At 59.8% G+C, this 20,142-nt stretch carries 11 protein-coding genes and 4 pseudogenes; 4 read left to right on the forward strand and 11 right to left on the reverse strand.

Annotated elements, in window-relative coordinates; all coding sequences use genetic code 11:
* Positions 1 to 96: 96 nt before the first annotated feature.
* The 8 genes and pseudogenes from BMI01S_RS32190 to BMI01S_RS41340 all read right to left on the reverse strand — a co-directional run bounded on the left by BMI01S_RS32190 (position 97) and on the right by BMI01S_RS41340 (position 6,776).
* Positions 97 to 312: a hypothetical protein gene (locus BMI01S_RS32190; RefSeq protein WP_028231560.1), complete on the reverse strand. Its 216-nt coding sequence runs from the start codon at positions 310 to 312 to the stop codon at positions 97 to 99.
* A gap of 1 nt (position 313) precedes the next feature.
* A complete protein-coding gene (locus tag BMI01S_RS32195) occupies positions 314 to 1,174 on the reverse strand; it encodes an ExeA family protein (RefSeq protein WP_042291998.1) in 861 nt (286 codons plus the stop codon).
* Positions 1,171 to 2,607, reverse strand: a complete 1,437-nt coding sequence (locus BMI01S_RS32200; RefSeq protein ID WP_042292001.1) for a DDE-type integrase/transposase/recombinase — start codon at positions 2,605 to 2,607, stop codon at positions 1,171 to 1,173. Before BMI01S_RS32200 ends, BMI01S_RS32195 begins: the two co-directional genes overlap by 4 nt.
* Positions 2,608 to 2,704: 97 nt before the next feature.
* Positions 2,705 to 3,289, reverse strand: coding sequence for a hypothetical protein (locus BMI01S_RS32205; protein WP_042292005.1), 585 nt, complete (start codon positions 3,287 to 3,289; stop codon positions 2,705 to 2,707).
* Between the two features lie 360 nt (positions 3,290 to 3,649).
* Positions 3,650 to 4,604: pseudogene (locus tag BMI01S_RS44195) on the reverse strand (methyl-accepting chemotaxis protein); the annotation flags it as partial.
* 141 nt (positions 4,605 to 4,745) lie between these two features.
* Positions 4,746 to 5,197 (reverse strand): annotated as a pseudogene (locus BMI01S_RS44200) (MCP four helix bundle domain-containing protein); the annotation flags it as partial.
* A gap of 582 nt (positions 5,198 to 5,779) precedes the next feature.
* On the reverse strand, positions 5,780 to 6,094 hold the full coding sequence (locus tag BMI01S_RS32220) for a response regulator (protein ID WP_409372326.1): 315 nt from the start codon (positions 6,092 to 6,094) through the stop codon (positions 5,780 to 5,782).
* A 526-nt stretch (positions 6,095 to 6,620) separates the two neighbouring features.
* Positions 6,621 to 6,776 (reverse strand): hypothetical protein, encoded by a 156-nt coding sequence (locus tag BMI01S_RS41340; RefSeq protein ID WP_154671546.1) that lies wholly within the window; start codon positions 6,774 to 6,776, stop codon positions 6,621 to 6,623.
* Positions 6,777 to 7,220: 444 nt separating this feature from the next.
* Between BMI01S_RS41340 and BMI01S_RS43970 the strand changes: the two are divergent.
* Together BMI01S_RS43970 and BMI01S_RS32235 are read left to right on the forward strand one after the other, a co-directional pair.
* A pseudogene (locus BMI01S_RS43970) lies at positions 7,221 to 7,912 on the forward strand (alpha/beta hydrolase family protein).
* A 444-nt stretch (positions 7,913 to 8,356) separates the two neighbouring features.
* Positions 8,357 to 8,707, forward strand: a complete 351-nt coding sequence (locus tag BMI01S_RS32235; RefSeq protein ID WP_042292013.1) for a hypothetical protein — start codon at positions 8,357 to 8,359, stop codon at positions 8,705 to 8,707.
* Positions 8,708 to 9,560: 853 nt separating this feature from the next.
* On the opposite strand, the gene BMI01S_RS32240 is transcribed toward BMI01S_RS32235, so the two are convergent.
* Both BMI01S_RS32240 and BMI01S_RS39725 read right to left on the reverse strand, forming a co-directional pair.
* Entirely contained in the window at positions 9,561 to 11,540 is a 1,980-nt protein-coding gene (locus BMI01S_RS32240) for an ATP-binding protein (protein WP_028232760.1), read from the reverse strand.
* Between the two features lie 197 nt (positions 11,541 to 11,737).
* Positions 11,738 to 11,973: pseudogene (locus tag BMI01S_RS39725) on the reverse strand (ABC transporter); the annotation flags it as partial.
* A 388-nt stretch (positions 11,974 to 12,361) separates the two neighbouring features.
* Here BMI01S_RS39725 and BMI01S_RS32245 point away from each other — a divergent pair.
* Together BMI01S_RS32245 and BMI01S_RS32250 are read left to right on the forward strand one after the other, a co-directional pair.
* On the forward strand, positions 12,362 to 15,337 hold the full coding sequence (locus tag BMI01S_RS32245; protein WP_028232759.1) for a TrlF family AAA-like ATPase: 2,976 nt from the start codon (positions 12,362 to 12,364) through the stop codon (positions 15,335 to 15,337).
* A gap of 215 nt (positions 15,338 to 15,552) precedes the next feature.
* Entirely contained in the window at positions 15,553 to 16,803 is a 1,251-nt protein-coding gene (locus BMI01S_RS32250) for a hypothetical protein (RefSeq protein ID WP_028232758.1), read from the forward strand.
* Between the two features lie 98 nt (positions 16,804 to 16,901).
* On the opposite strand, the gene BMI01S_RS32255 is transcribed toward BMI01S_RS32250, so the two are convergent.
* Positions 16,902 to 18,647, reverse strand: a complete 1,746-nt coding sequence (locus BMI01S_RS32255; protein WP_081723604.1) for a retron Ec67 family RNA-directed DNA polymerase/endonuclease — start codon at positions 18,645 to 18,647, stop codon at positions 16,902 to 16,904.
* Between the last annotated feature and the right edge of the window lie 1,495 nt (positions 18,648 to 20,142).

Raw genomic sequence — 20,142 nt, forward strand, 5'->3', positions numbered from 1 at the left:
TTGAGCGTGAGCACGTAAATCGATGGGGCAATGGGCAAGCTAAATGATGTTCAAGGGACGAAGTAAAACGGGGGCGATGAAGCCCCCGTTGTTGTTTCAGAACGGCTCGTCGACGACCTGATGCGGCGGTTGCGTCGGTCCGCGGTACCAAGGCTCGCGGTAGCGCCGGATCTGGGTAGCGTAGGCGCGGCTGAACCAGAGATAGAAGTCTTCGATGAAGAACTGCATCATGTAGGCGGCCTCGTCGGAGAGCTCGGGCAACGGCAGGCGTCGGGCCGCATCGGGTTTGTGAGGTGATGTTTTACGGGACATGTCATCGGGCTCCATTGGGTGGTTGACGTGCGGGCGTTCGGCGCGAGGATGGCGTTGACGGGGCAAAGACCTCGAAGTACAGCTTCTCGTCGAGTTCGGTCAATTCCCGCTGCGCGGCGGTGGCGAGCAGATCGTTGGCAAGCGTGGTGAGCACGCGGTAATTGCCCAGCGCGTGTTCGCACAGCGTGTGGCGCAGCGGCGGCGTCATCAGCTGCGGGGCGCCGGCGCTCGCGAGCAGATGATCGAGGCAGGCCAGCAGGTCATCTACCGTGGCCTTCTCGGTCGCCAGGCGAGATCGGATGCGGCTGCCCAGCGGCAGCAGTTCGTCGCGCCGCAGCTTGTCGGTCAAGCGCGTATCGCCGGCGAGCACCACGCACAGCAGCGGCTGCGAATCGAAGCGGGCGCTTGCCATGAGCCGCAGTTCGTTGAGTACGCCGGCGCTCATCTCCTGGGCCTCGTCAATCAACAGGATCGGACGTCGGCGCGTGCTCTGCAGATGTGATAGCCACCGCTCGCGCAGCGACCGGAAGCCGCCCCAGCGGTTGTGTGCCTTGAGCTCCAGATTGAAGATGTCGCCCATCTCGCGATAGAAGTCGGCGAGACTGCTTTGCGGGTGATTGATCGAGACGACCATCAGATCGGTGAGCCGCTCGAGCTTCTCGGCCAGCACGCGCATGACCACGCTCTTGCCGGTGCCGGGCTCGCCGTGGATCATCGCGAAGCCGCCTTCGCGCACGAGCGCGTTCTCGATGCGCCAGCAGAAGTTCTCGACGCGGGGCGGCACGTACAGCGCTTCGAGCGGCAGCTCCGGCGAGAACGGGTTCCACTTCAGGCCGTAGAGGGCTTGCAGGCGTTGGCTCATGCGCCCTCCTGCCAGTCAGCGGGAATCCAGGCCGGCGGCAGCCCGGTTGCCGCATGTTCGGCCAGCATCTGGCGCAGCAGCGGTGCGATGCCGGGCGCACTGGCCGGTGGCGGCTCGACATTGGCGGCATCAAGGCGACGGCGCTGACCGTCGGCATTGGCAGCCTTGTCCAGTGGTCGCAGCGGGCACAGCACGGCGTCGCTGTCGGCGTCGATGAGATCGACGCGGCTCAGGTCCCAGCGGGCGTAGCGCAGGCGTACGCGCTGCAGGTGCCGGTAAGCCGAGGGAATCTCGAAGCGCGTGCCGGCCAGGCTTACGGTGCCATCCGAGCGCCGCTGGGCACGTGTGACGTCAATGCGGAATGCGCCGCGTAGTGCATCACTGGAGGGACACTCGCGCCGCACGTCGGGACCGGCCAGATAGCGCTTGAGCGGCGTGCCGCCGATCTCGGAATGATGCGCGTGATGGTACTCGCGCTCGATCCAGGCGTGGGTGGCCTGGTTGAGCAGTTCGAGCGTGAGATTGGGCTCGCCTTCGAGCATGGCCATCACGCGCCCCTCGATGCGTGCCCAGAACGTTTCCTGCTTCGCGTTCTGGTACGGAGAATATGGCAGCGTCGTCTGGTGCAGCACGCCGAGCGCGAGCAGCCCGGCAGTCGTCTCCTCGGCGAGCATTGCCGCACCGTTGTCGGTCATCAGCGCGCGCGGCAGCCCACGGCGCTGGAACGCCTGGGCGAGTCCGTGGATCAGGCTGCGCGCAGTCTCATCGAGAAACCATTGCGCGTGACAGACGACGCGCGAGCGGTCATCGATCACGCACAGCAGCATCGGCGTGATCCACTGGCCGTCATGGGTGAGCAGCTTGCGCGAGCCGTGATGGAAGTCGAGATGCCAGAGCGCGTTGACGTGCTCGACCTCGAAGCTGCGGACCTCGAGCTTCTCGAGGCGATCGCGCGCGAGCATCGCGCCGGCGCTCGTGTGCCGGGGCTGGCGTTCCCGGAACAGGCCCTGCGCACGCATGTAACGGCGCACGGTCGTGTACGACGGCAGGTTCGCCGCACCGAGCGTGACCTTGAGGTTGTCGACGTGCAACTGGCAGGTCCAGCCGGGATGGTCGCGGTACTGCGCGCGGATCGCCTGTACCGTCTGCGGCGCCAGGCTCGCACCGACGCCACTGGGTCGCTTGCGGTTGCGCAGTCTCGCCACCGGGTCGTGTGGCGCCTTACGGGCCTGATAGAACCATCGTTCGATGGTCGAGCGGCCGAACTGGATATCGTCGCCCGTGAGGGGATGACGCCAGCGTCTGGCAGCCAGCGCGGTGATGAGTTCGCGCAGTTGCCCCGACTCGGGCGGTGCTGCGAGCAAGGGGCCGACGATCGCAAAGCGCAAGCGCGCCCAACGATCCCGCACGGGTAGATCGTGAAGTTCAGTCATGCGTTCTCCAAAGATGCGGCGCACCGCGCCGCGATTCAGGGAGAGGCGAGACTACAAGCGCTGTTCGGAGGGGGCGAGCGAGAAGTTCTGCGGGCGGCTACCGTCCCTCACGTACGGTGCTCATGGCGCTTGCGCTGGTGAGCGGTGAGAGCCAGCGCAGCAGGCACAGGAGTGGTTCAGGCTGTAACGCCGCAGCGAAGCGCTCGAGCAGGCTCGCCGGCGCCTGCACGGTCTCGACGGGCGGCACGAACGCCGCTCGCCCAAGCGTCCAGAATGGCGTGCTGACGAAGTCGGTCTGCCACCACTGCTGCCATCGCGCGATCGTTGCGCGCGGCACGCCCAGCTCGCCGAGCTGATGCATTGCGGCAGTCGTGCCGGCACTGGCGCGCGTGGCACTGACGACGACCATGATTGCGGCAACGTAGACGCGGCGGCCGAGAAAGCGCACGGAGAACGGCGTGGTGCGACGGCGGCACTCGGCGCAGCAGAAGCTGTAGCGGAAATCGCCGCACTCGGCGCGGGCTTCCCGGGTAAGGCCGCGCGGTTTGCGGGGATAGCGGGCTCTGTGCAGAACGCCGCTGCAGCGGCGGCAGCGCTGCGAGCGGGTTTGCTCGGCGAAGTCTTGATCGATCCGCAGCAGCAGGCGATAGAAGTCAGGATTACGGGCACTCGTGTGGCACACTGCAAAGGTCTCGGGTCTTGGAAAACGCGAGACTCTCCCTTGGGCGTCGTTTGTGCAAGATGCCTGAGGGAGATCCCCTCAGCTACATCACGCAAGTCGCTCAAAACGCCCCGAATCCCCATCGACTTGCGTGCTCATGCTCAAGCCTGTCACTTACGCAGCCTCATCGGAAAGCCGGGTGGCCGGTTTGCGAAGTCAATCAGCTGTTCAGATTAGAACCGAAACCCATACAGGCACCCCCGGAGCAGAGCGGGTCATAACGGCACCAGATGACCGTTAGTGCAACGCCTACTCCGGGCTATGCTGTCGATGCCGGGTGCGCCTAATGCGCAGGGAATTCGACGCAGCCTGACCCTCACCTCATCCCTGAAGCCTGAACACGCCAACCTGTGCCACCAAGTGTGATGCCTGCTCTTGCAACGATTGCGCAGCAGCCGCAGCCTGCTCAACCAGTGCGGCATTCTGTTGCGTGACTTGATCCATCTGCACCACGGCCTGATTCACCGGCTCGATGCCTTGATGCTGCTCTTCCGACGCCGCTGTAATCTCACCCATCAAATCCGCGACCCGGCGCACAGCAGATACCACTTCATCAATCGTAGTTCCGGCCTCGCTAACCTGGGTTTCGCCAATCTGCACGCGATTAACCGACTCATCGATCAGATCCTTGATTTCCTTTGCGGCACTAGCCGAACGTTGAGCCAGGGTGCGCACTTCACTGGCGACGACGGCGAAACCCTTGCCGTGATCCCCCCGCCCGTGCGGCCTCGACCGCTGCATTCAACGCGAGAATGTTTGTCTGGAAGGCGATGCCTTCAATCGTACCGATGATTTCAGCCACTTTCGCGGAGCTATCTGAAATCTCGCGCATGGTGTGAACCACGCGGCCGACCACTTCACCGCTGCGCGTGGCCACCTCCGACGCATTCGCTGCCAGCATGTTGCCCTGCCTGGCGCTTTCGGCATTCTGGCGGACAGTCGCCGTCAGCTCCTCCATACTCGCGGCAGTTTCCTCAAGCGAAGCTGCCTGTTCCTCCGTACGGGCACTCAGATCCACGTTGCCCGCAGCAATCTCACCCGTTGCAGTGGCAATCATGTCGGAGCCCCGACGAACATCGCCGACGACAGTGCGCAAACTGTCGCTCATTTCGCGGAGCGCACCGAGCAACTGTCCCGTCTCATCCCGGCTTTTGACCTCAATCTGTTGAGTCAGGTCCCCCGTGGCGACCGTTACGGCAACCTGTACCGCTTCATTGATTGGACGGGTGATTGAACGGGTGATACACAACGCCAGCACCGCGCCTACCAGGACCGCAACGCCGCCGACAATAAACATTTGCGTGCGTGCGGAAGCAATCGTCTGTATCGTTTCCTGCCCCTCCCGCGTCATCTGCGCACCTTGAAAGGCTGTCAGATCCTTGATGGCCTTAGTTGCCACATCCAGACGCGGCAGTGTCTCGCTGCTGGCAATTCGCTTTGCGTCGTCCAGCTTTCCCTCTTTCACTAAATTCCCTACTTGTGTAAAGGATTCGACGTATAGGCTGCGCGCGTCCTTAAATCTGGCCAGCATGGACTTCCCTTCTGGCCGTTTGATCATCACATCCAGTTTCTGGACAAGATCATCAATATTTTTTTGTTTTCGGAGATTGTTGCAAATGCCTGCTCTCTTGCAGCGGAATCGTCGAACACCAGCAGCTCCAACGTCCTTCGGCCATTGGAGCGCATCAACGTGTCGATTTCCGAAGCGGCGGCCGCTTTAGGCCAATCCTGACTGACCACCGTCTCACTTAAATCGCCGACGCGCGACAAACCCGAAGTCGCGACTGCGATCAAGATAAGCGCCAGTAACAGAACAGCGCCAAAACTCGATCCCAGGCGAGTGCCGATTTTCAAATCCGCAATGCTCATTTCACGTCCTTTTTAATGTTTTTTTCATCTTTTTCGAGGCATTCCCGGTCGCCGCACAGGAGACACAAGCATAAGCATAAGCCCTTAAGGGTAAAACCCTAACTATCTATCGGCGGAAAAAGCAAATCTTGAGACCCAGTTCGGACAATGAATATTTGCAAATATCGCAATAATCGCGGAAGCCTGATCGAGATATCTACGGCCCTGGCGAATTAATGAGTGTCGGTTGATAGCGGACGACGCGACGTTCAAGCGAACTACTCATCGTCGCGACCGATGGCGAGAGTTGGCCGGCTAGCGCCCGACGACCGGGCGCTGCAATCGTTTCGGGCGAGCGCGCTATGCACGAGGCATGACACGACCCTGAGCCGTCGCGCGCACTGGTGAAGGGTAACGACTGCTTGCAAATAGGGAACTGCCGTTCGCGGGTTCAACGAGCGGGCGGCCGTCCCGTGTTGCGCGTCGCTTCCCCGCTATCTGCGTCAGGCGTCGCTCGGACGAAGTATCTTCGCAGTCTCACTGACAAATAGCCGCGTCGCGACGCGCCGTCTCGAGAGCCAATTCTGGCGAACCAGAGCCGCCTCACGTCGCACCGTTGTCGGCGCCGCTCGCTTGCCCGCGCCCCGTCAAGGACGACAGCAGCGTGAGCAAACCCTCCACATTGACGGGCTTGACGAAGTGGTAGTCGAAGCCGGCCGACTGCGCCCTCAGGCGGTCGTCGGCCTGTCCGTAGCCCGTGATCGCAATCAGGACGGGAGTCGTGGCGTCCTTCGGGCGAAGCCGCCGCGCCAGTTCGTAGCCGTCCACGTCGGGCAAGCCGATGTCGAGCAGCGCGACGTCGGGCCGCAACTGCGCGGCGGCTTCGATGGCCTCGGCGGCCCTCGCGCAGCGCGCAATGTCTGATTTTCATCGATATGTGTCGAGCATATACCAGTCAACAATGGGGCCGACGACGGGAGGTAGCAGCGCATGGGCACCTGCCAGGCGCAACTGCCACTGACAGCGCAGCCACTCCAACCGCGACCGCTCGTAACAGTGCTCCGCGCGCGCAAGCGCAGCGAGGGACGTCGCTGGATCGTGCTCCAGGCGTTGCAGATCTATGACGCAGCGCCATGCGCGCGGCGCCTTCGATTGGCGTGTTAGCCGTTCCACGACTCGACGTTCAGGACGATCCGTGCAGCCCGCTGCACATCCCATGTGGATGGCGACGGGCTTTCCAATCGTGTGCGCTGGCGCTTTGGTGCACGCCCAGGGGGGAGAAATGCAGACGTTCTTTCCGTGCAGCAATCCGGCGTGCGACGAGGGATTGGAAACGCTCAAACATGAGTTTGGCACTGCCTGCCAGCAGTGCGCGTGGTGCTGCGGGACGGGTGGCGACTGGCGCGAGAGCGCCGAGGACGCCGCCTGTCTTTGACGGCGGGGATCAGCCGTTCAGTTGCGACTCGACGTTGAGGACGATCTGTGCGAGCGGGTTGTTGTCTGCGGACTGGGGCGCGAACTTGATCTGGGCGAACGTGACAACAGCGAAAGCGACGACGACGAGGGCGGCAGATGCGGCGATGCGGGGAATGTATTTCACAGGGACTTCCTTTCGAGGTGTAGGCAGAAACTGGCGAAGCTGACAGGGGGCCGAATCACTTCGGCGCCATGGCTGTCGACAACCGGCAAGGCCGCACACGGGGTCGATCGCGCTTGGCGATCTGGACCGCACTGCAAAAAGAGGGGCGACCCAAACGCTGCCACTATAAAGGTTTTACCCGTGTGTGCAGCGCGACACCCGGTCGCCAGTGGGTGCTTAATTCTTGAGCGGCGCTTCGTGATTGAAAGGGCTATGTCGGCCGTAAGTAGCAGTGCGGCACTGGACATATCGCGACTGCGGCGCCGTTCACGACGGGCGCGCGCTCCATGGATCGGCCGGCAAACTCCGCCTGCGCAATGCCTTGCCGGACGCCGCCACAAACGCTCCCGCTGCCTCATTGATGCAGAATCGGCGCAATGGCCACAACGACACGACCTGAATACGATGGACGACCCAGAATCGCTTTCCCTGGCGCTGCCCGACGGCACCAAGGTCTCTGCGCTCCTCCGGGTGCCGGAGGTCGCGCGAGCCCTGTATGTCTTCGCGCACGGTGCCGGGGCGGGCATGCAGCATGCCGGCATGTCGTCATTGGCCGACGCGCTTGCGGCGGCCGATGTCGCCACATTGCGCTACCAGTTTCCGTACATGGAGCGGGGCTCCAGGCGGGTGGACTCGCCGGCCGTGGCACATGCTGCCGTGCAGGCAGCAGTCGCAGAGGGCCGCCGGCGGCTGCCAGCCCTGCCGCTCTTCGCGGGCGGCAGGTCGTTCGGCGGCCGCATGACGTCCCAGGCGCAAGCCATCTCCCCGCTCGACGGCGTGCGTGGCCTCGCTTTCGTCGCGTTCCCGCTGCACCCGGCGGCGCGCCCGGCGTGGAGAGGGCACGGCACCTGGCGGACGTCACGGTGCCGATGCTCTTCCTGCAGGGCACGCGCGACAAGCTGGCCGAGCTTCACCTGCTGAGGTCGGTCGTCGAGACGCTGGGGCCACGCGCCACGCTGCATGTGGTGGACGACGCAGATCATTCGTTCCACGTGCGCGCGTCCTCCGGCCGGACCGACGCGGAGGTCGTGCTCGAACTGGCACGGACGATGTCGGCGTGGTTCTTCGCCGAAGGAGAGTCCGTGCCAGTTACCTGAGCAAGCGCAGGAATGCTAGTAGCAGAGCCGGGACGGCGAGCCGGTGAACTCGCCGTGCTGCACTCGCCCGCACAATCCCTTCGCTATCCGCAGATGGTCTGTCGCATCGCCACGATAAGCGACGCCTGTCCCGGCTCGGCACGGCTTGACGCTGGCATCAGGGGTACTGTCAAGATTCGGTGGGCGACCATGCGGTCTGCCGGCGAACGCTCGCGCTCTACGGTGGTGAGTGAAGGAGGCATATCGACCCTGAACACCCTCAACTGCCGTTCGGGCTCGCAACACAGCAACGTCCACCCCTGATACGGATGGTCTGGGGCTACGCCGCGCGACGAGCATGGTGTCGCGCGGAGGCGGCGAGAACTGGTTTTGCAGTCCCCAGTTCGGAGACTGAGGCTGTGCTAACCTTGGTTGACGCTAACATCAGCGAAGCCGCGCTCGAGGATGAACGATACATTCGAGTTTTCTCAGGAGTTCGAGCCTTTCCCCGAAGACCTGCCGAGAAAGGAGTGGCAGACAAAGTCGCTCGATTGCGCCATGGCCGATTATTGGGTGGCAAGTGATGGACGTGTGGCGCGCCGACAGTTTCTGAGCGCCGATTACTTCGGCAGCGACACAGTCTCCTTCACGGCTTATTTGTTCCACTTCCGAAAGGGCGTGAGATTCGACCTGAAAGTCGTTGTCGCTCACGGGCGCGTCCTGGAACTTCGGCGAGAGCGTGAACCCGAAGCGGGCGAAGCGGGGGATGAGTGGACTATCCCGGTACCGGGTCCCGACGCTGAACGTCACGTTTGATGCGGGCATTGGCGCGCCTCGGTTGGACGCAGGTGACGTTCGCTGAATATCCGGGCTACGGCAGTCGGACCATCGGTCGATGGACCCGCGGCGAATCGGCAATCCCGCTGCTCGTTGAAAGACACCTCGGTCTGCTGCTCGCCATTCGTGACCGCTTGCCCTGAAGATCCACGTTCAGTCAGGCGTACGGCAGGATGCGTTAAGCAAGGCTCTTCTCGCCATCTGAACTTCGGCGCCACGCTGAGGCGACGCACATGCTGGCTTGACGTACTAGCGTGCCGCTAACCTGACGGAGACAGTTGATCTGTAAAGTCAAATGGTGTGGGACTACGACCAAGCTCCGCTATCTGACTACACTGGTAGCCTTGGCCGCGAACCGAAACAGTGGACAGAATGCGGACCCGCTGTAGCCGGTCGGGACTGGTATCCAAGGGCCACTCGCGGAGTTGTCCGGTCAGCCGCATCGGCGCCTTGGGGGCAGCAGTTCGTCCTTAGCTGATGGTCGATGATCCGGGGCCGTGGGGCGACTGTACGTTCCATTGCGGACCTTCGCATAGCGGCGTCGACGAATGACAGCCCTCACCACCGTTGAATGCACCATCACGACCGGAAGGCGTCGTTCGACCGTGGGAAACGAGTGGTCGGTCAGCGAGGGCCTCACCGGCCACCCGCCCCACGGTCGCCGTTCGAATTTCGTTGACCGACGACTGCCTTGCAACGCAAAGTGGCCCCTGCTTCTGAAGCGTGTAGTTTCTCGCGCAGGATAGCGTCCTATTGCGCTCGAAGATGTTCGACGAAATCCGCATACCCCACCGCCCATGTCGCGCGGCTCATTCAGTGGTAGCGCTCTTTTTTAGTGCTCGACCTGTAATTCTGCAACCAACTCCTCTCTGCTCGCGTCGGAATAGTCATCGCGCTTGAGTTTAAGGTTCTCGAGCATAAAGCCGTGCGTCAGTTCGAAGCCATCAAGCAGTGTGTACCAGTTCATGACATATAGCTTCATGCGCGGGTCATCAGTCACGAGGCCTGGGTCGTTGCGCAAGACGTGAGCGTTCAAACGACTGGTGATAATGGAGTCCGCAGAGGAAATCTGGCGCCCAAGGAGGATGAGCTCAAAGTGCATCTTGTCTGACTTGAACTGTGGTTCACTAGCGATGATTTCCGCGTAGTCCTTGAGCTGCCGAAGGTGCTTCTTGTTAAGCGATATCGCTGGCCGTTTTATCTCCACCACGATGCATTTGTAGACCCTGTTCCCCATCGAATCAAAGGCGGGGAACTTTCGCGCCATGAAGAGGTCGACTTGCCGCTGTGCACCGGAAAAATCTGCCTCTTCATCTACGTCTTCCATGCTCAGCGGAGACCGTGTCATGACTTCATCTCGCATGCGACGAACAATCTTGGCGAAGGTGTCCTCCTCCGCACCTATGGTCTCGTAGCGCGGCCCGAACAGCCATGTGTTGCTCTCGATAATCTTTTGCAGGTCAGGCGTCTCGAGAACCTCGCGATAGTGTTCATTCATCACATACCGCAACTGCTGTACTGCGGTAGCCCGTCGTTGCAGCACCTCGATGCTAGCGACGATATTTTCGAGCGTTGTGCGATGCAGTTGCTTCGCTAGATCTTGCATCGCCTTCGCATCAAGGTCGAGCGCGCTTTCTAGCAGCTCGAACAGGGCGTCGTTCTCATTCGATATGGCGAGCCTATCTAGAAGTCGAATGATGAGCTTCGCCTGCTTCTTGGTGGTGTTATGGAAGACGCGGGGTTCAGCGATGTAGATGTTTCGCACCAGATCGCGGGTATGCTGGTGCCGCCATGCCTTCTCCGTGTCATCCATTCCTGCGTAGCTCGGGAAGTAGCCTTCATCTTCGTAGCCCTGCACGACCTCCTCGGCTCGGACGCGCAGGAAATCATCATAGATAGATTGGCTCAAGCGGTCCAACTGTGACTTGAATTTCTTCCAGGTTGACGACGCCGGTGTGTGCGCTTCCAGAGTCAGCAGATCCTGCTCTCTCGAGAAGGTGTCAGCCCACGCCGATGTCACGCATATGCTGGTGAAAAAATTGGGCTTCTGGTTGAGCGAGCTCAGCACTTTGTAGACCGGTGCACCACTGGAATTGAGCAGGTATAGGAATGACTTCTCCGAGGTGGGTCGTTTCTCCCAGCGAATCACCTGAGCTTGGAAGATAGCCTCCTCGGCTGCAATTTCCTCCTGAACCGTTTCATGTTTGGGAACCAGAACGGGAATTCCGTTCAGCATCACCTGCTTCTCCGGATGCACGACAAGGTACCAGCCGAACTCGGCCGAGAACTTCTCGCGAAGTTCGTCCAACTCCGGCAGAGCGCCCGTGAAATGCGAGAGCTCTACCAGTGTGCCCTTTCCTTGCGTCAGTAGCACCTGCTTTTGCTCTGACCTCTCCAGAAGCCGCCCTTCAAAATCTTTAATGGTCGGTTCGGCGACGTCGATTACTGCATCGACGTTGTTGAACCTGGTGAACCATGATGCGTTACGGCAAAGCAGATGGAACGCGAGGCGCCCGCGACCATGCTCACCTTTCATCGAGAGGTTGGTCTTCTTCGCCGAGTCGTTGAAGCTACCAAATGTGTCGTTCAAGGTATCGAACTCTATGCCGTCACCATTGTCCAGTACGGCGACACGTTCCACGCCGTGCATATCGTTCTCGACCACTGTGACAGATACGGAGCTCGCGGCAGCATCGAAGCCATTCCAGACAAGCTCGAACAGCGGTTGCCAGGGCTCCGCATTCTTGAAGTGCTTCTTGATACCGGAATTGCCGATGGCGGCGCTACCCTTGAAGACAGTATTCTTTTTCATCCGGTTCCCCGTCATATTTCGGACGATTTTTGCATATTTCCTCGGGCGGAGGGGGACCGTACCCACGCTGAAGCCGACATTTGGTTCTAGAGTGCTGACTTCTGCAACTGGCCTGCCGGTCGGATGCAGTTGGCCGCTTTCGAATGTGCCAATGACGTTCGAATGTCGAAGCCACCCGCCGGCCGCCTCGAGGTATCTCAAATGATGGTCTTCTGCTCTCCCACAGCCTGCTCGCGCATGCGACGGGGTTCGTTGCGCAGGAACTATTGGTAATCGTCCAGTTCACCGTCGAAGGGCTCGGCGCCGCCCTTGGTGACGAGTTACATACGGCGCGCCGCAGGGCCCGGTCGTGACTAACGAGCATCACCGAGCCCTCGAATTCGTTGAGCGCCACGGCCAGAGCTTCAGGTGCGGCTAGGTCAAGGTGGTTGGTAGCAATAGCAGCCGGTTTCGAGACCAGCCGTGACATTCTCCGGGTTTGCAGGCGACGGCGCGACCAGCACAATCGCCGCGGTCCGATGGGCGATGTCCTTATGCGAATCGCATAATTCTCTAGTCGGCCGGGAACCGTCATTAAAAGATAAAATCTGAGCGGCCAATATAGGCTGGGGCGGCCGTAGCTCGGCAGTCAATCCGAAGGCTTCTCGCACTCGAGTCTCCGGCCTACCAGTGATAAGGCACGGAGCCCGCGGGCAAGTAGTTACGCTTTGGGCGGATTCGCGGCGCACCTCTGACCGCGCTGTTCGCGCCCTTGACCTGCATCGGCTGTCATTCAGCCAAAATAAGTGACCACGACACCATAAAATGTCAGAGAGGACAACATGATGAGCCGGGGATCGGAGTGGCATCGTTGGGAGCCGCATATTCACGGCCCTGGCACCGTTCTGAACAATCAGTTTGGCGGGGGAGACCCATGGGACACTTACCTGAAGGCCCTGGAAAGCTGCTCGCCAGTGATAGAGGCCCTTGCGGTCACGGACTACTATACGACGGACACCTATGAAGAGGTAGTTCGTCGAAAGGCCGCCGGCAGTCTGCCCAACGTCAAGTTCCTGCTTCCCAACGTCGAGCTACGCCTCGATATCGCCGCTAAGAAGGGCTTCGTAAACGTGCATCTGCTGGTCAATCCGACCGACTTGGCTCACGTTGAGGAAATCAAGCGTTTCCTTTCCCGGCTGCAGTTCAACGCCTTCGATGATCGCTTTGACTGCACTAAGGCAGACCTGATTCGCCTCGGCAAGGCTTCTGACAGTGCCATCAGGGACGATCGGGCCGCTTTGGTTGAAGGGGCCACGCAGTTCAAGGTCAACTTTGATTCGCTGCGCAAGGCGTTCAAGGAGAGTGCTTGGGCCAACAACAACATCCTCATCGCCATAGCGGGCGGCGAAGGTGACGGTACATCTGGCGTGCGCCAAGCAGCAGACAAGACGATCCGACAGGAACTTGAAAAGTTCGCACATGTCATCTTTGCGAGCAGTCCAGCGCAGCGCGAATTCTGGTTGGGGAAGCGCACCGTAAGCCTCGACCAAATGCACGACAGGTATGGTGGATGCAAGCCATGCTTGCATGGGAGCGATGCTCACGATTTAGCTTCCATCGGGAAACCGGAGGATGACAGGTTCTCTTGGGTAAAGGGAGCGTTGACATTCGACAGCCTGAAACAAGCTTGCATCGACCCAGACGGGCGCGCCTATGTGGGGCGCGAGCCGCCAACCGGTGCAATGCCGTCGCAGGTGATATCGGATGTGCAAATATTTGATGCGCCCTGGGCCGCGACCAAAGTTGTGCCGCTGAATCCCGGTTTGGTCGCCATCATCGGCGCAAGGGGGTCAGGAAAGACAGCCCTGGCAGACATGATCGCGGCGGGATGCGAGGCCATCTCGGAGGCCGCATGGGCAGCCGACGGTGACGTCAGCCCGTCCTTCCTGGTTCGCGCGCGTCCGCTCATCGGAGAGGCAACGGTCAAGCTCGGCTGGGGCAGTGGAGATGAATCCGACTGTTATCTCGATGGTCGAGATGCCAACGACGTCATGGCCTTTCCTCGCGCCCGTTATCTATCGCAACAGTTCGTCGAAGAACTCTGTTCCTCAAAGGGCGCGTCTGAAGGGCTCGTGCGGGAAATAGAGCGCGTGATCTTTGAGGCCCACGCGGCACAGGGCCACGACGGCGCATATAGCTTCGAGGAACTGCGCGACCAGCGCACAACTCGCTTCCGCCACGCACGTCGCTTGGAGGACGAAGCGATAGTGGCGATGTCGGACCGCATTGCCGAGGAACTAGAGAAAGAAGCCATCGTCAGCAGCCTCGCAACCCAGGTTGCGGCGAAGGAAAAGCTGCTGGCCGGCTATGCGGTCGACCTGTCGAAGCTCGTGGTTAAGGGCGCCGAAGTGCAGGTTCAGCGGCACACCGATCTCACCGAAGCCGCGCAGGCCGTGAGTACGCGGGTCCATGCCCTGGCGAATCAGCGCAGGACGTTCGTCGCAATGCAGGACGAGGTTAAGAACACGCGAACATCGAAGGCGCCGGAATTGCTGCGACAGGCCATGGCGCGTCATCCAAACAGTGGCCTTAACCAGAAACAATGGGATGACTTCCTACTGGTCTACCAAGGTGACGTCGACACGGCACTCGCCGACTACGTCGCCTGGGCAGACGCGGAGATCGTAAAGCTAAATGGTGTTGCTCCGTCCGAGGGCGACCCCGCCGTCCCGCTGATACGGGCGGACGCGGACTTGAAGACGATTCAGTTGGCCGTTCTCAAGGCAGAGATGGCACGTCTCGAAAAGCGCATAAGTGCCGACACTGTGGTGCGGAACCAGTACACCACGCTGTCCAAGAAGATTGCTACCGAGAAGGTCGCCCTGCAAGCCCTGAAGACACGATCGGACGACGCAAAGGGGGCAACGGAACGGCGCAAGACATTTCAGCACGAGCGGGAAGCTGCGTATGGCCGGTTGTTCGATGCTGTAGTGAAGGAGCAAAACGCCCTGACCGAACTGTACGCGCCGCTCATGAAACGTCTCGGCGCCATGCAGGGGACGTTGAAGAAGCTGAGCTTTAAGGTATCTCGGATCGCCGACGTGGCTCGATGGGCAAGCGTCGGTGAGGATGACTTGATTGACTGCCGCAAGGCTGGCGATTTTTATGGTCGAGGTTCGTTGGAGAACACGGTGCGCGCCGAGCTACTATCGGCTTGGGAAACAGGTACTGCCGCAGAGGTGCAAACTGCGATGAGTGGGTTCATCACCGCTCACTACAAGGCACTGCGCGCTCAAGCACCGCTCGCTCCAGCCGAGCAAGAAGCCTTCCGGCAGTGGTCTAAAAGATTCGCACATTGGCTCTTCAGTACGGACCACATCGCGGTCAGGTACGAGATCCTGTATGACGGCATCGACATCCGGAAGCTCTCGCCAGGCACCCGCGGTATCGTTCTCCTGCTCCTCTACTTGGCTCTGGACGATGCCGATGACCGGCCGCTGATCATTGATCAACCGGAAGAGAACCTTGATCCCAAGTCCGTCTTTGACGAACTGGTATCGCTCTTCATCTCGGCCAAATCCAAGCGGCAGGTGATCATGGTGACTCACAACGCCAATTTAGTGATTAACACCGATGCCGATCAGGTCATCGTAGCCAACGCCAGCTCGCCAGGAGTCGGCGGCCTGCCGTCGTTCACGTACACTGCCGGAGGATTGGAAGACGCCGAGATCCGGAAGGTCGTCTGCGACATCCTGGAAGGGGGAGAGAAAGCATTTCGGGAGCGAGCACGCCGTCTGCGGGTTCGGCTCGAGAGATAGCACGTCCGAATCGGGAAGACGCTTCTAGTAATGACGCTCTACGGGCACCCTACTGGGAAAAGCCTCGGCTACCGATAGCAGGTATCGGAGGCGACTCGATTGGGTTTGCGAAGGTGGTCCGAAGCTCGAAGTCGCTAGTGCAGCGTTCCCTACCGCACTGCCGCGACCAAGTGCCACCGGCACCGCCGGCAGTCTTAGAACAGAACGGAAAGTCGATGGGCGTTGAGAACGGGAAGGGCACGTACGAAGAGTCGCGGCAGCGTTTCTTCGCTGGGGTGGCGTGTGGCTCGATTGCGTTAGATGGCGTCATGTCGCCGCTGACAAGAACGCTGATGGAGCGATTCGGCACGAAGAGCGTGGACATGACTTTCGGATGGGCATGTACTCCCATGGACTGGGCATGTCCGGCGTGCGGGCGAACCAAGCCGGAAATCGCACGAGTGAACAGCAGGGGGCATCTGATGTGCCGGCTGGTCGAGCACCACGATCATATGAAGGACCTGGTCAAGGCGGAGTTCGAGCGCCAATGCAAACAGCAGGAAAGGGTTGTCGCCGACGAATTCGCCAAGCGATTTGCGTCGCGCGCCGCGCCCATGGTGTCGGCCTACGATAACGCGATGATCTGCGATGATTGCAATTCCGCTGATCCCACGGCGAAGAGCGCCGTCGGCACGCATAAGGATTTTTCCTATTCACCGCAGGAGATCCGGCGATTTGTTCGCCCGCGTCTCAACATGCCTCACGTCATCGACATCGAGGAGGCGGCGGCCATCTGGCAGGGTCACGAGCATACGTTCGCTTTGCGCCTGAAGATCATCGAGCGCATTGCGAACATCGCGGCCACGAACAGGCACTGGTATCAGGAACTGCCTTACCCGCAGCGCGCGGATTCTGTGAAAGCGCACGCTGAATATCTTCAGCAGCAGCACGGAGCACCAGGCGTCATCTACGAGTTGGCGGGCGGAAAGCAACCGCCGCCACCTGCACATGTCAGCGCGTGGCGGCATGTCGTTCATGCGCCGCCGCGGATTCGGCCTCGTCCGAAGGACATCGACTATGTTGCAAAAGTCACCTTCGCCAAGGAGTGGAACGCGGTGGATGAGGGTTGGCGCTGTCCCGGGTGTGGCCGGACGAAGCACGACACGGTACGCAAATCCAACAAAGGGGACTGGACGCTTGTCCTGGCGGATCGTGCCTTCTACGCACCGGGCGAACGTTATAACAGCAGGCGAGCGGTGGTGTGTGGGGACTGCGGCCTGCTGGCGACGAATATTGGCAAGGAAGCGTGCCTCACCGCCGGTGCGAAAACGGCAAGCAACTATGCGCAGTTTCTGACTGTAGCTGAGATCGCACGCGTCGTACTCCCTCAGTCCCATGGTCGACACAACGTGAAGAACGAGGAGGCCGATGCATTGGTGACGCGCGTGGTTGGACGGATCACTTCACTGGAGCGGCCGTCGACGTGAGCTGGCGGAGTGGATTAGGAAATCAATCGGGCGCGAGTGCTCCGCAGACGGCTGGTAGCTCGAAATGCGCCCGCAGGTTAGCAAATATCCGTCGCTAGTTATTTTCTCCGAGCCTCGTAGTCGTCCAATACCTTCATCACTCTGTCAAAAATGGCGCGGAACTCCGTGAAATCAATAGTTGCTGCATTCTTCGCGACAACGTCTCGCGCAAATGCTGCCTTTCCGTATTCCTTCGAATCATCGAGTTTGTTGTTTCGATTAAATTTTTTTCCGTTGAGTTCTGTTTCTAAGGTTGGCGCATCAAAAAAATCCTCGATGGCTGTGTAGGCTTTCTTTGGGCCGAACGGTGTTGGCACAACATAGAGATTGCTTGTCACGTGGATAAAGTCGGCGAGTCCAAGCGGCTTCGGCTTCTTCGTGATGCCGGCAATTACTTCGTAGACGCCGTGCGCACCTTTGTCATTGTCGATGAGCACGATGACCGGAAATGTAGGGACCGGCGCCCTGAATATTCCTTCGATATCCTCGCTGTAGCTTTTTAAGAGCTTGCAAATACCCCCGACACCGCCGGTCAAGTCCATCACTTGACCTGTACGGGTCTCCGCATATTTAAAAAAACGGACGTTCAACTTCGGTTGAACTCCAGGAGTAACCAGCTTTGGGTATTTCGCCGCAAGGCTCTTGATAGCACACCGGAGGTAGACGTTATCCGTCTTCCCTTCGCAGACGATGATAGGTTGGCGGGTAGCGTAGAAGGTGTCAAAGTAGAGAAAGCGGCGGAACAGTTCCACACGACCGGCTGTGCTTTCCGGCTCACGCCCGCTCGTTTCACATATTTTCTGGTTGAAGCGGTCAACTTGGTCGATGTATGAAAGCATCCCGAGCAACTGCCCATTTTGGCCAGCGACACGTCTCTCGAGTATGACGTTTCCCAATACGTCTTTCTTCTTGTAGATGAACTCGAATGCTCCGGTCTTGAACAGCCTATCGACCATCGCGCGCACGGTGTATCGGTAGCTCGCAGGTACATTAACCTTCCGATTTACCGTTAAGCCGGTTACTTCCTGCCTCGAGTCCCGATACTGCAACCGCGTTTTGGTGGGATTGAAGCTGAAACCACTCCTGGTCACAATACGCTCGAGCTCCGCGCCGGGCGAGCAGTCGTGAGCGTCGTCAAGCACCCCAATTTCAGCCGGGAAAGTTGGTTTGTTGGTGCTGAATGTCAGGTCATCTGCATAACGGGTGTAACTTGCCCCGTGCCTTGCCGCCAGTCGAGCAAGCTGGATGTCTAGTGAGTGGGCGAGCAAATTCGAGATCACGGGCGAACAGGGGCTTCCTTGCGGTAGCTTGTTCTCGAAGCAGGCAATTTGGGCGATGGCAGTAGCTACCTCAGGGTGCAGCGCGAAGTTCCTGTCTTTCAGAAAGAATCCACGGACCCGCCCGAAATTAATCGTGCCAAAGAAGTCATGTAGGTCCACGTTGAAAACGAACCTGCGTGTGACGTGCACACGCCCGTTCGTCATGATTGTGTGGTATCTCTTGAATCCGTGTGCGATGCCGAAATGTGTGCCGTCCTCAGCAAACCCACGAGCGGAGGTAATTTCGGCCACGCAGTCTTGCAACAAAACCGACAATCGCTGCTGTAACAGTTTCAGCTCCGAGGCAGGCGCGAGGATTTCCCGCGTGCCTCCGTGGCGCTTTGGAATCTCAAATCGCTTATATCGAACGGCTTCGGGATTTTTATAAATCGCGAAGGAAAGCATGCCAGGCTTCACGTCCAATAACTTTGAGAGATCTCGTCGTGAGCTGGCGGATTTGAGATTTGTTAAATTAATCATTCTCATCGAAGGGCAGGAGACTCGCGGATACTCCTACGCATTTCTGCGATTATCTCGCAATATATAGAGGGATACCGAGGAGCATATCCACGAACATTTGCTTCACATGCCATGAAACGATGGCAAAAAATCTATCCGCGAGTCGAGCGGGATTTTATCATGGTCCATAGTTATCCGGCTATCGGAGGCCGATAGGCTGCTACCCGACCATGTGATGGCGCCTGCGCATGTGATCAGCGGATTGACCAGCCTAGATCCCCTATAGGCGAGCACGCCGGGGATGAGCGACAGACGCCAGCGAGTTGCAAAGGGCTCTCCGATACCGGGAATGTCTAGGTGTCGCGGTGCATCCATGCGTGCGTCTATTTTCTCCTTCACCGGCGTTCGACCAAATCGAGCCGTAACGGCTATCGAGATCATCCGCTCTCCCGATCGGCGCGCCGTGTTGAAATTCTTCAAATCGCGCCGCCTCGCCCTTCTGTTGTCGAGAAAGTCGAGGACGAGACAAGGGGGGCGTGGAATAGGAACGCCTGTTATGCCGGGTACAATAGCGCAACCCGGGGCGCGCCTGGGGTTCAGTGTCCCGTCTCCGTGACGAAATCAATGGCGTTCTGGAACTCGCAGCTCCGATCGCCGCTGACGTGCTGCACGACATGACCGTAGAGTCCCTGGGCCATGACACCCAACCATCGCCGGATGAGCGGGAGGGAATCACGAGGCAGTGTCTAGGTTTGCTACGGGCAGCGGTTCGGAAACCCGCCGGTCGGCGGGCTCTGCGCACTTTGCAAGTCGGGGCCTTGCTGCATGCAGTGCTACGCTGGAATAGCACGCAGAAGCTGGATACGAACGACCTATTAGACTTCCATCATGCTGGCGCCGCGTTAGGCTACTGTGACGCCCTCTTGACTGACGGGCCGATGCATACGCTTCTGAAGCAGCGGCACTTGGCCATCGAACGCGATTTCCCGTGCCGAGTCTTGTCTTCCGTTGAAGAGGCTGCCGTCTGGATCCGACATCGCATCGCGTGATCGCCCGGAAGCAGCGCTCGTGGCTGCTGAAACACGGCCCCTTGTTCAGTATCATCTGTGTTGATTGACGATGGTGTTGCTGGAGTCGTTGCCCCCCCAAATCAGGGCCATCCTCCGCGCTTACGCCAAGATCCTCTTGCCCATCCAGCCGGATGGTTTCCCGACCTGTTTGTGTGTAGTGGCTGCGGCGGAGATGTACCGGCGCGGGCGTGAATGCCACAGCGCGTTTGACAATGTCCAGCTAGTGTTTGGGTCATTGAGAAGATCTCCGCTGCACGAGAGCACGAGTGCCGCCTTTACCTCACGGCGGTGCGAGGATTGGCGAGGACGTGGCGCTACTCGATGAGTCGCGGAACAGGGCGCCGAGGACGCTGAGCGCATACGCGACCGAGCGCGGAGAAGCTCTCATTGGACTGCCGCTAGTCCGGCGAGGGGTAGCGCAGGAAGGTTCGATAAGCAATCGCGTCCTAGCA

Source organism: Paraburkholderia mimosarum LMG 23256 = NBRC 106338, assembly GCF_000739815.1.
In the GTDB taxonomy this organism is placed as follows: domain Bacteria; phylum Pseudomonadota; class Gammaproteobacteria; order Burkholderiales; family Burkholderiaceae; genus Paraburkholderia; species Paraburkholderia mimosarum.

Bases quoted from the DNA above. Each gene is read 5' to 3' on its own strand.
- BMI01S_RS32255 (WP_081723604.1), bottom strand. From the start codon at position 18,647: ATGAGAATGATTAATTTAACAAATCTCAAATCCGCCAGCTCACGACGA.
- BMI01S_RS32195 (WP_042291998.1), bottom strand. From the start codon at position 1,174: ATGAGCCAACGCCTGCAAGCCCTCTACGGCCTGAAGTGGAACCCGTTC.
- BMI01S_RS32200 (WP_042292001.1), bottom strand. From the start codon at position 2,607: ATGACTGAACTTCACGATCTACCCGTGCGGGATCGTTGGGCGCGCTTG.
- BMI01S_RS32240 (WP_028232760.1), bottom strand. From the start codon at position 11,540: ATGAAAAAGAATACTGTCTTCAAGGGTAGCGCCGCCATCGGCAATTCC.
- BMI01S_RS32245 (WP_028232759.1), top strand. From the start codon at position 12,362: ATGATGAGCCGGGGATCGGAGTGGCATCGTTGGGAGCCGCATATTCAC.
- BMI01S_RS32190 (WP_028231560.1), bottom strand. From the start codon at position 312: ATGTCCCGTAAAACATCACCTCACAAACCCGATGCGGCCCGACGCCTG.
- BMI01S_RS32250 (WP_028232758.1), top strand. From the start codon at position 15,553: ATGGGCGTTGAGAACGGGAAGGGCACGTACGAAGAGTCGCGGCAGCGT.
- BMI01S_RS32235 (WP_042292013.1), top strand. From the start codon at position 8,357: ATGAACGATACATTCGAGTTTTCTCAGGAGTTCGAGCCTTTCCCCGAA.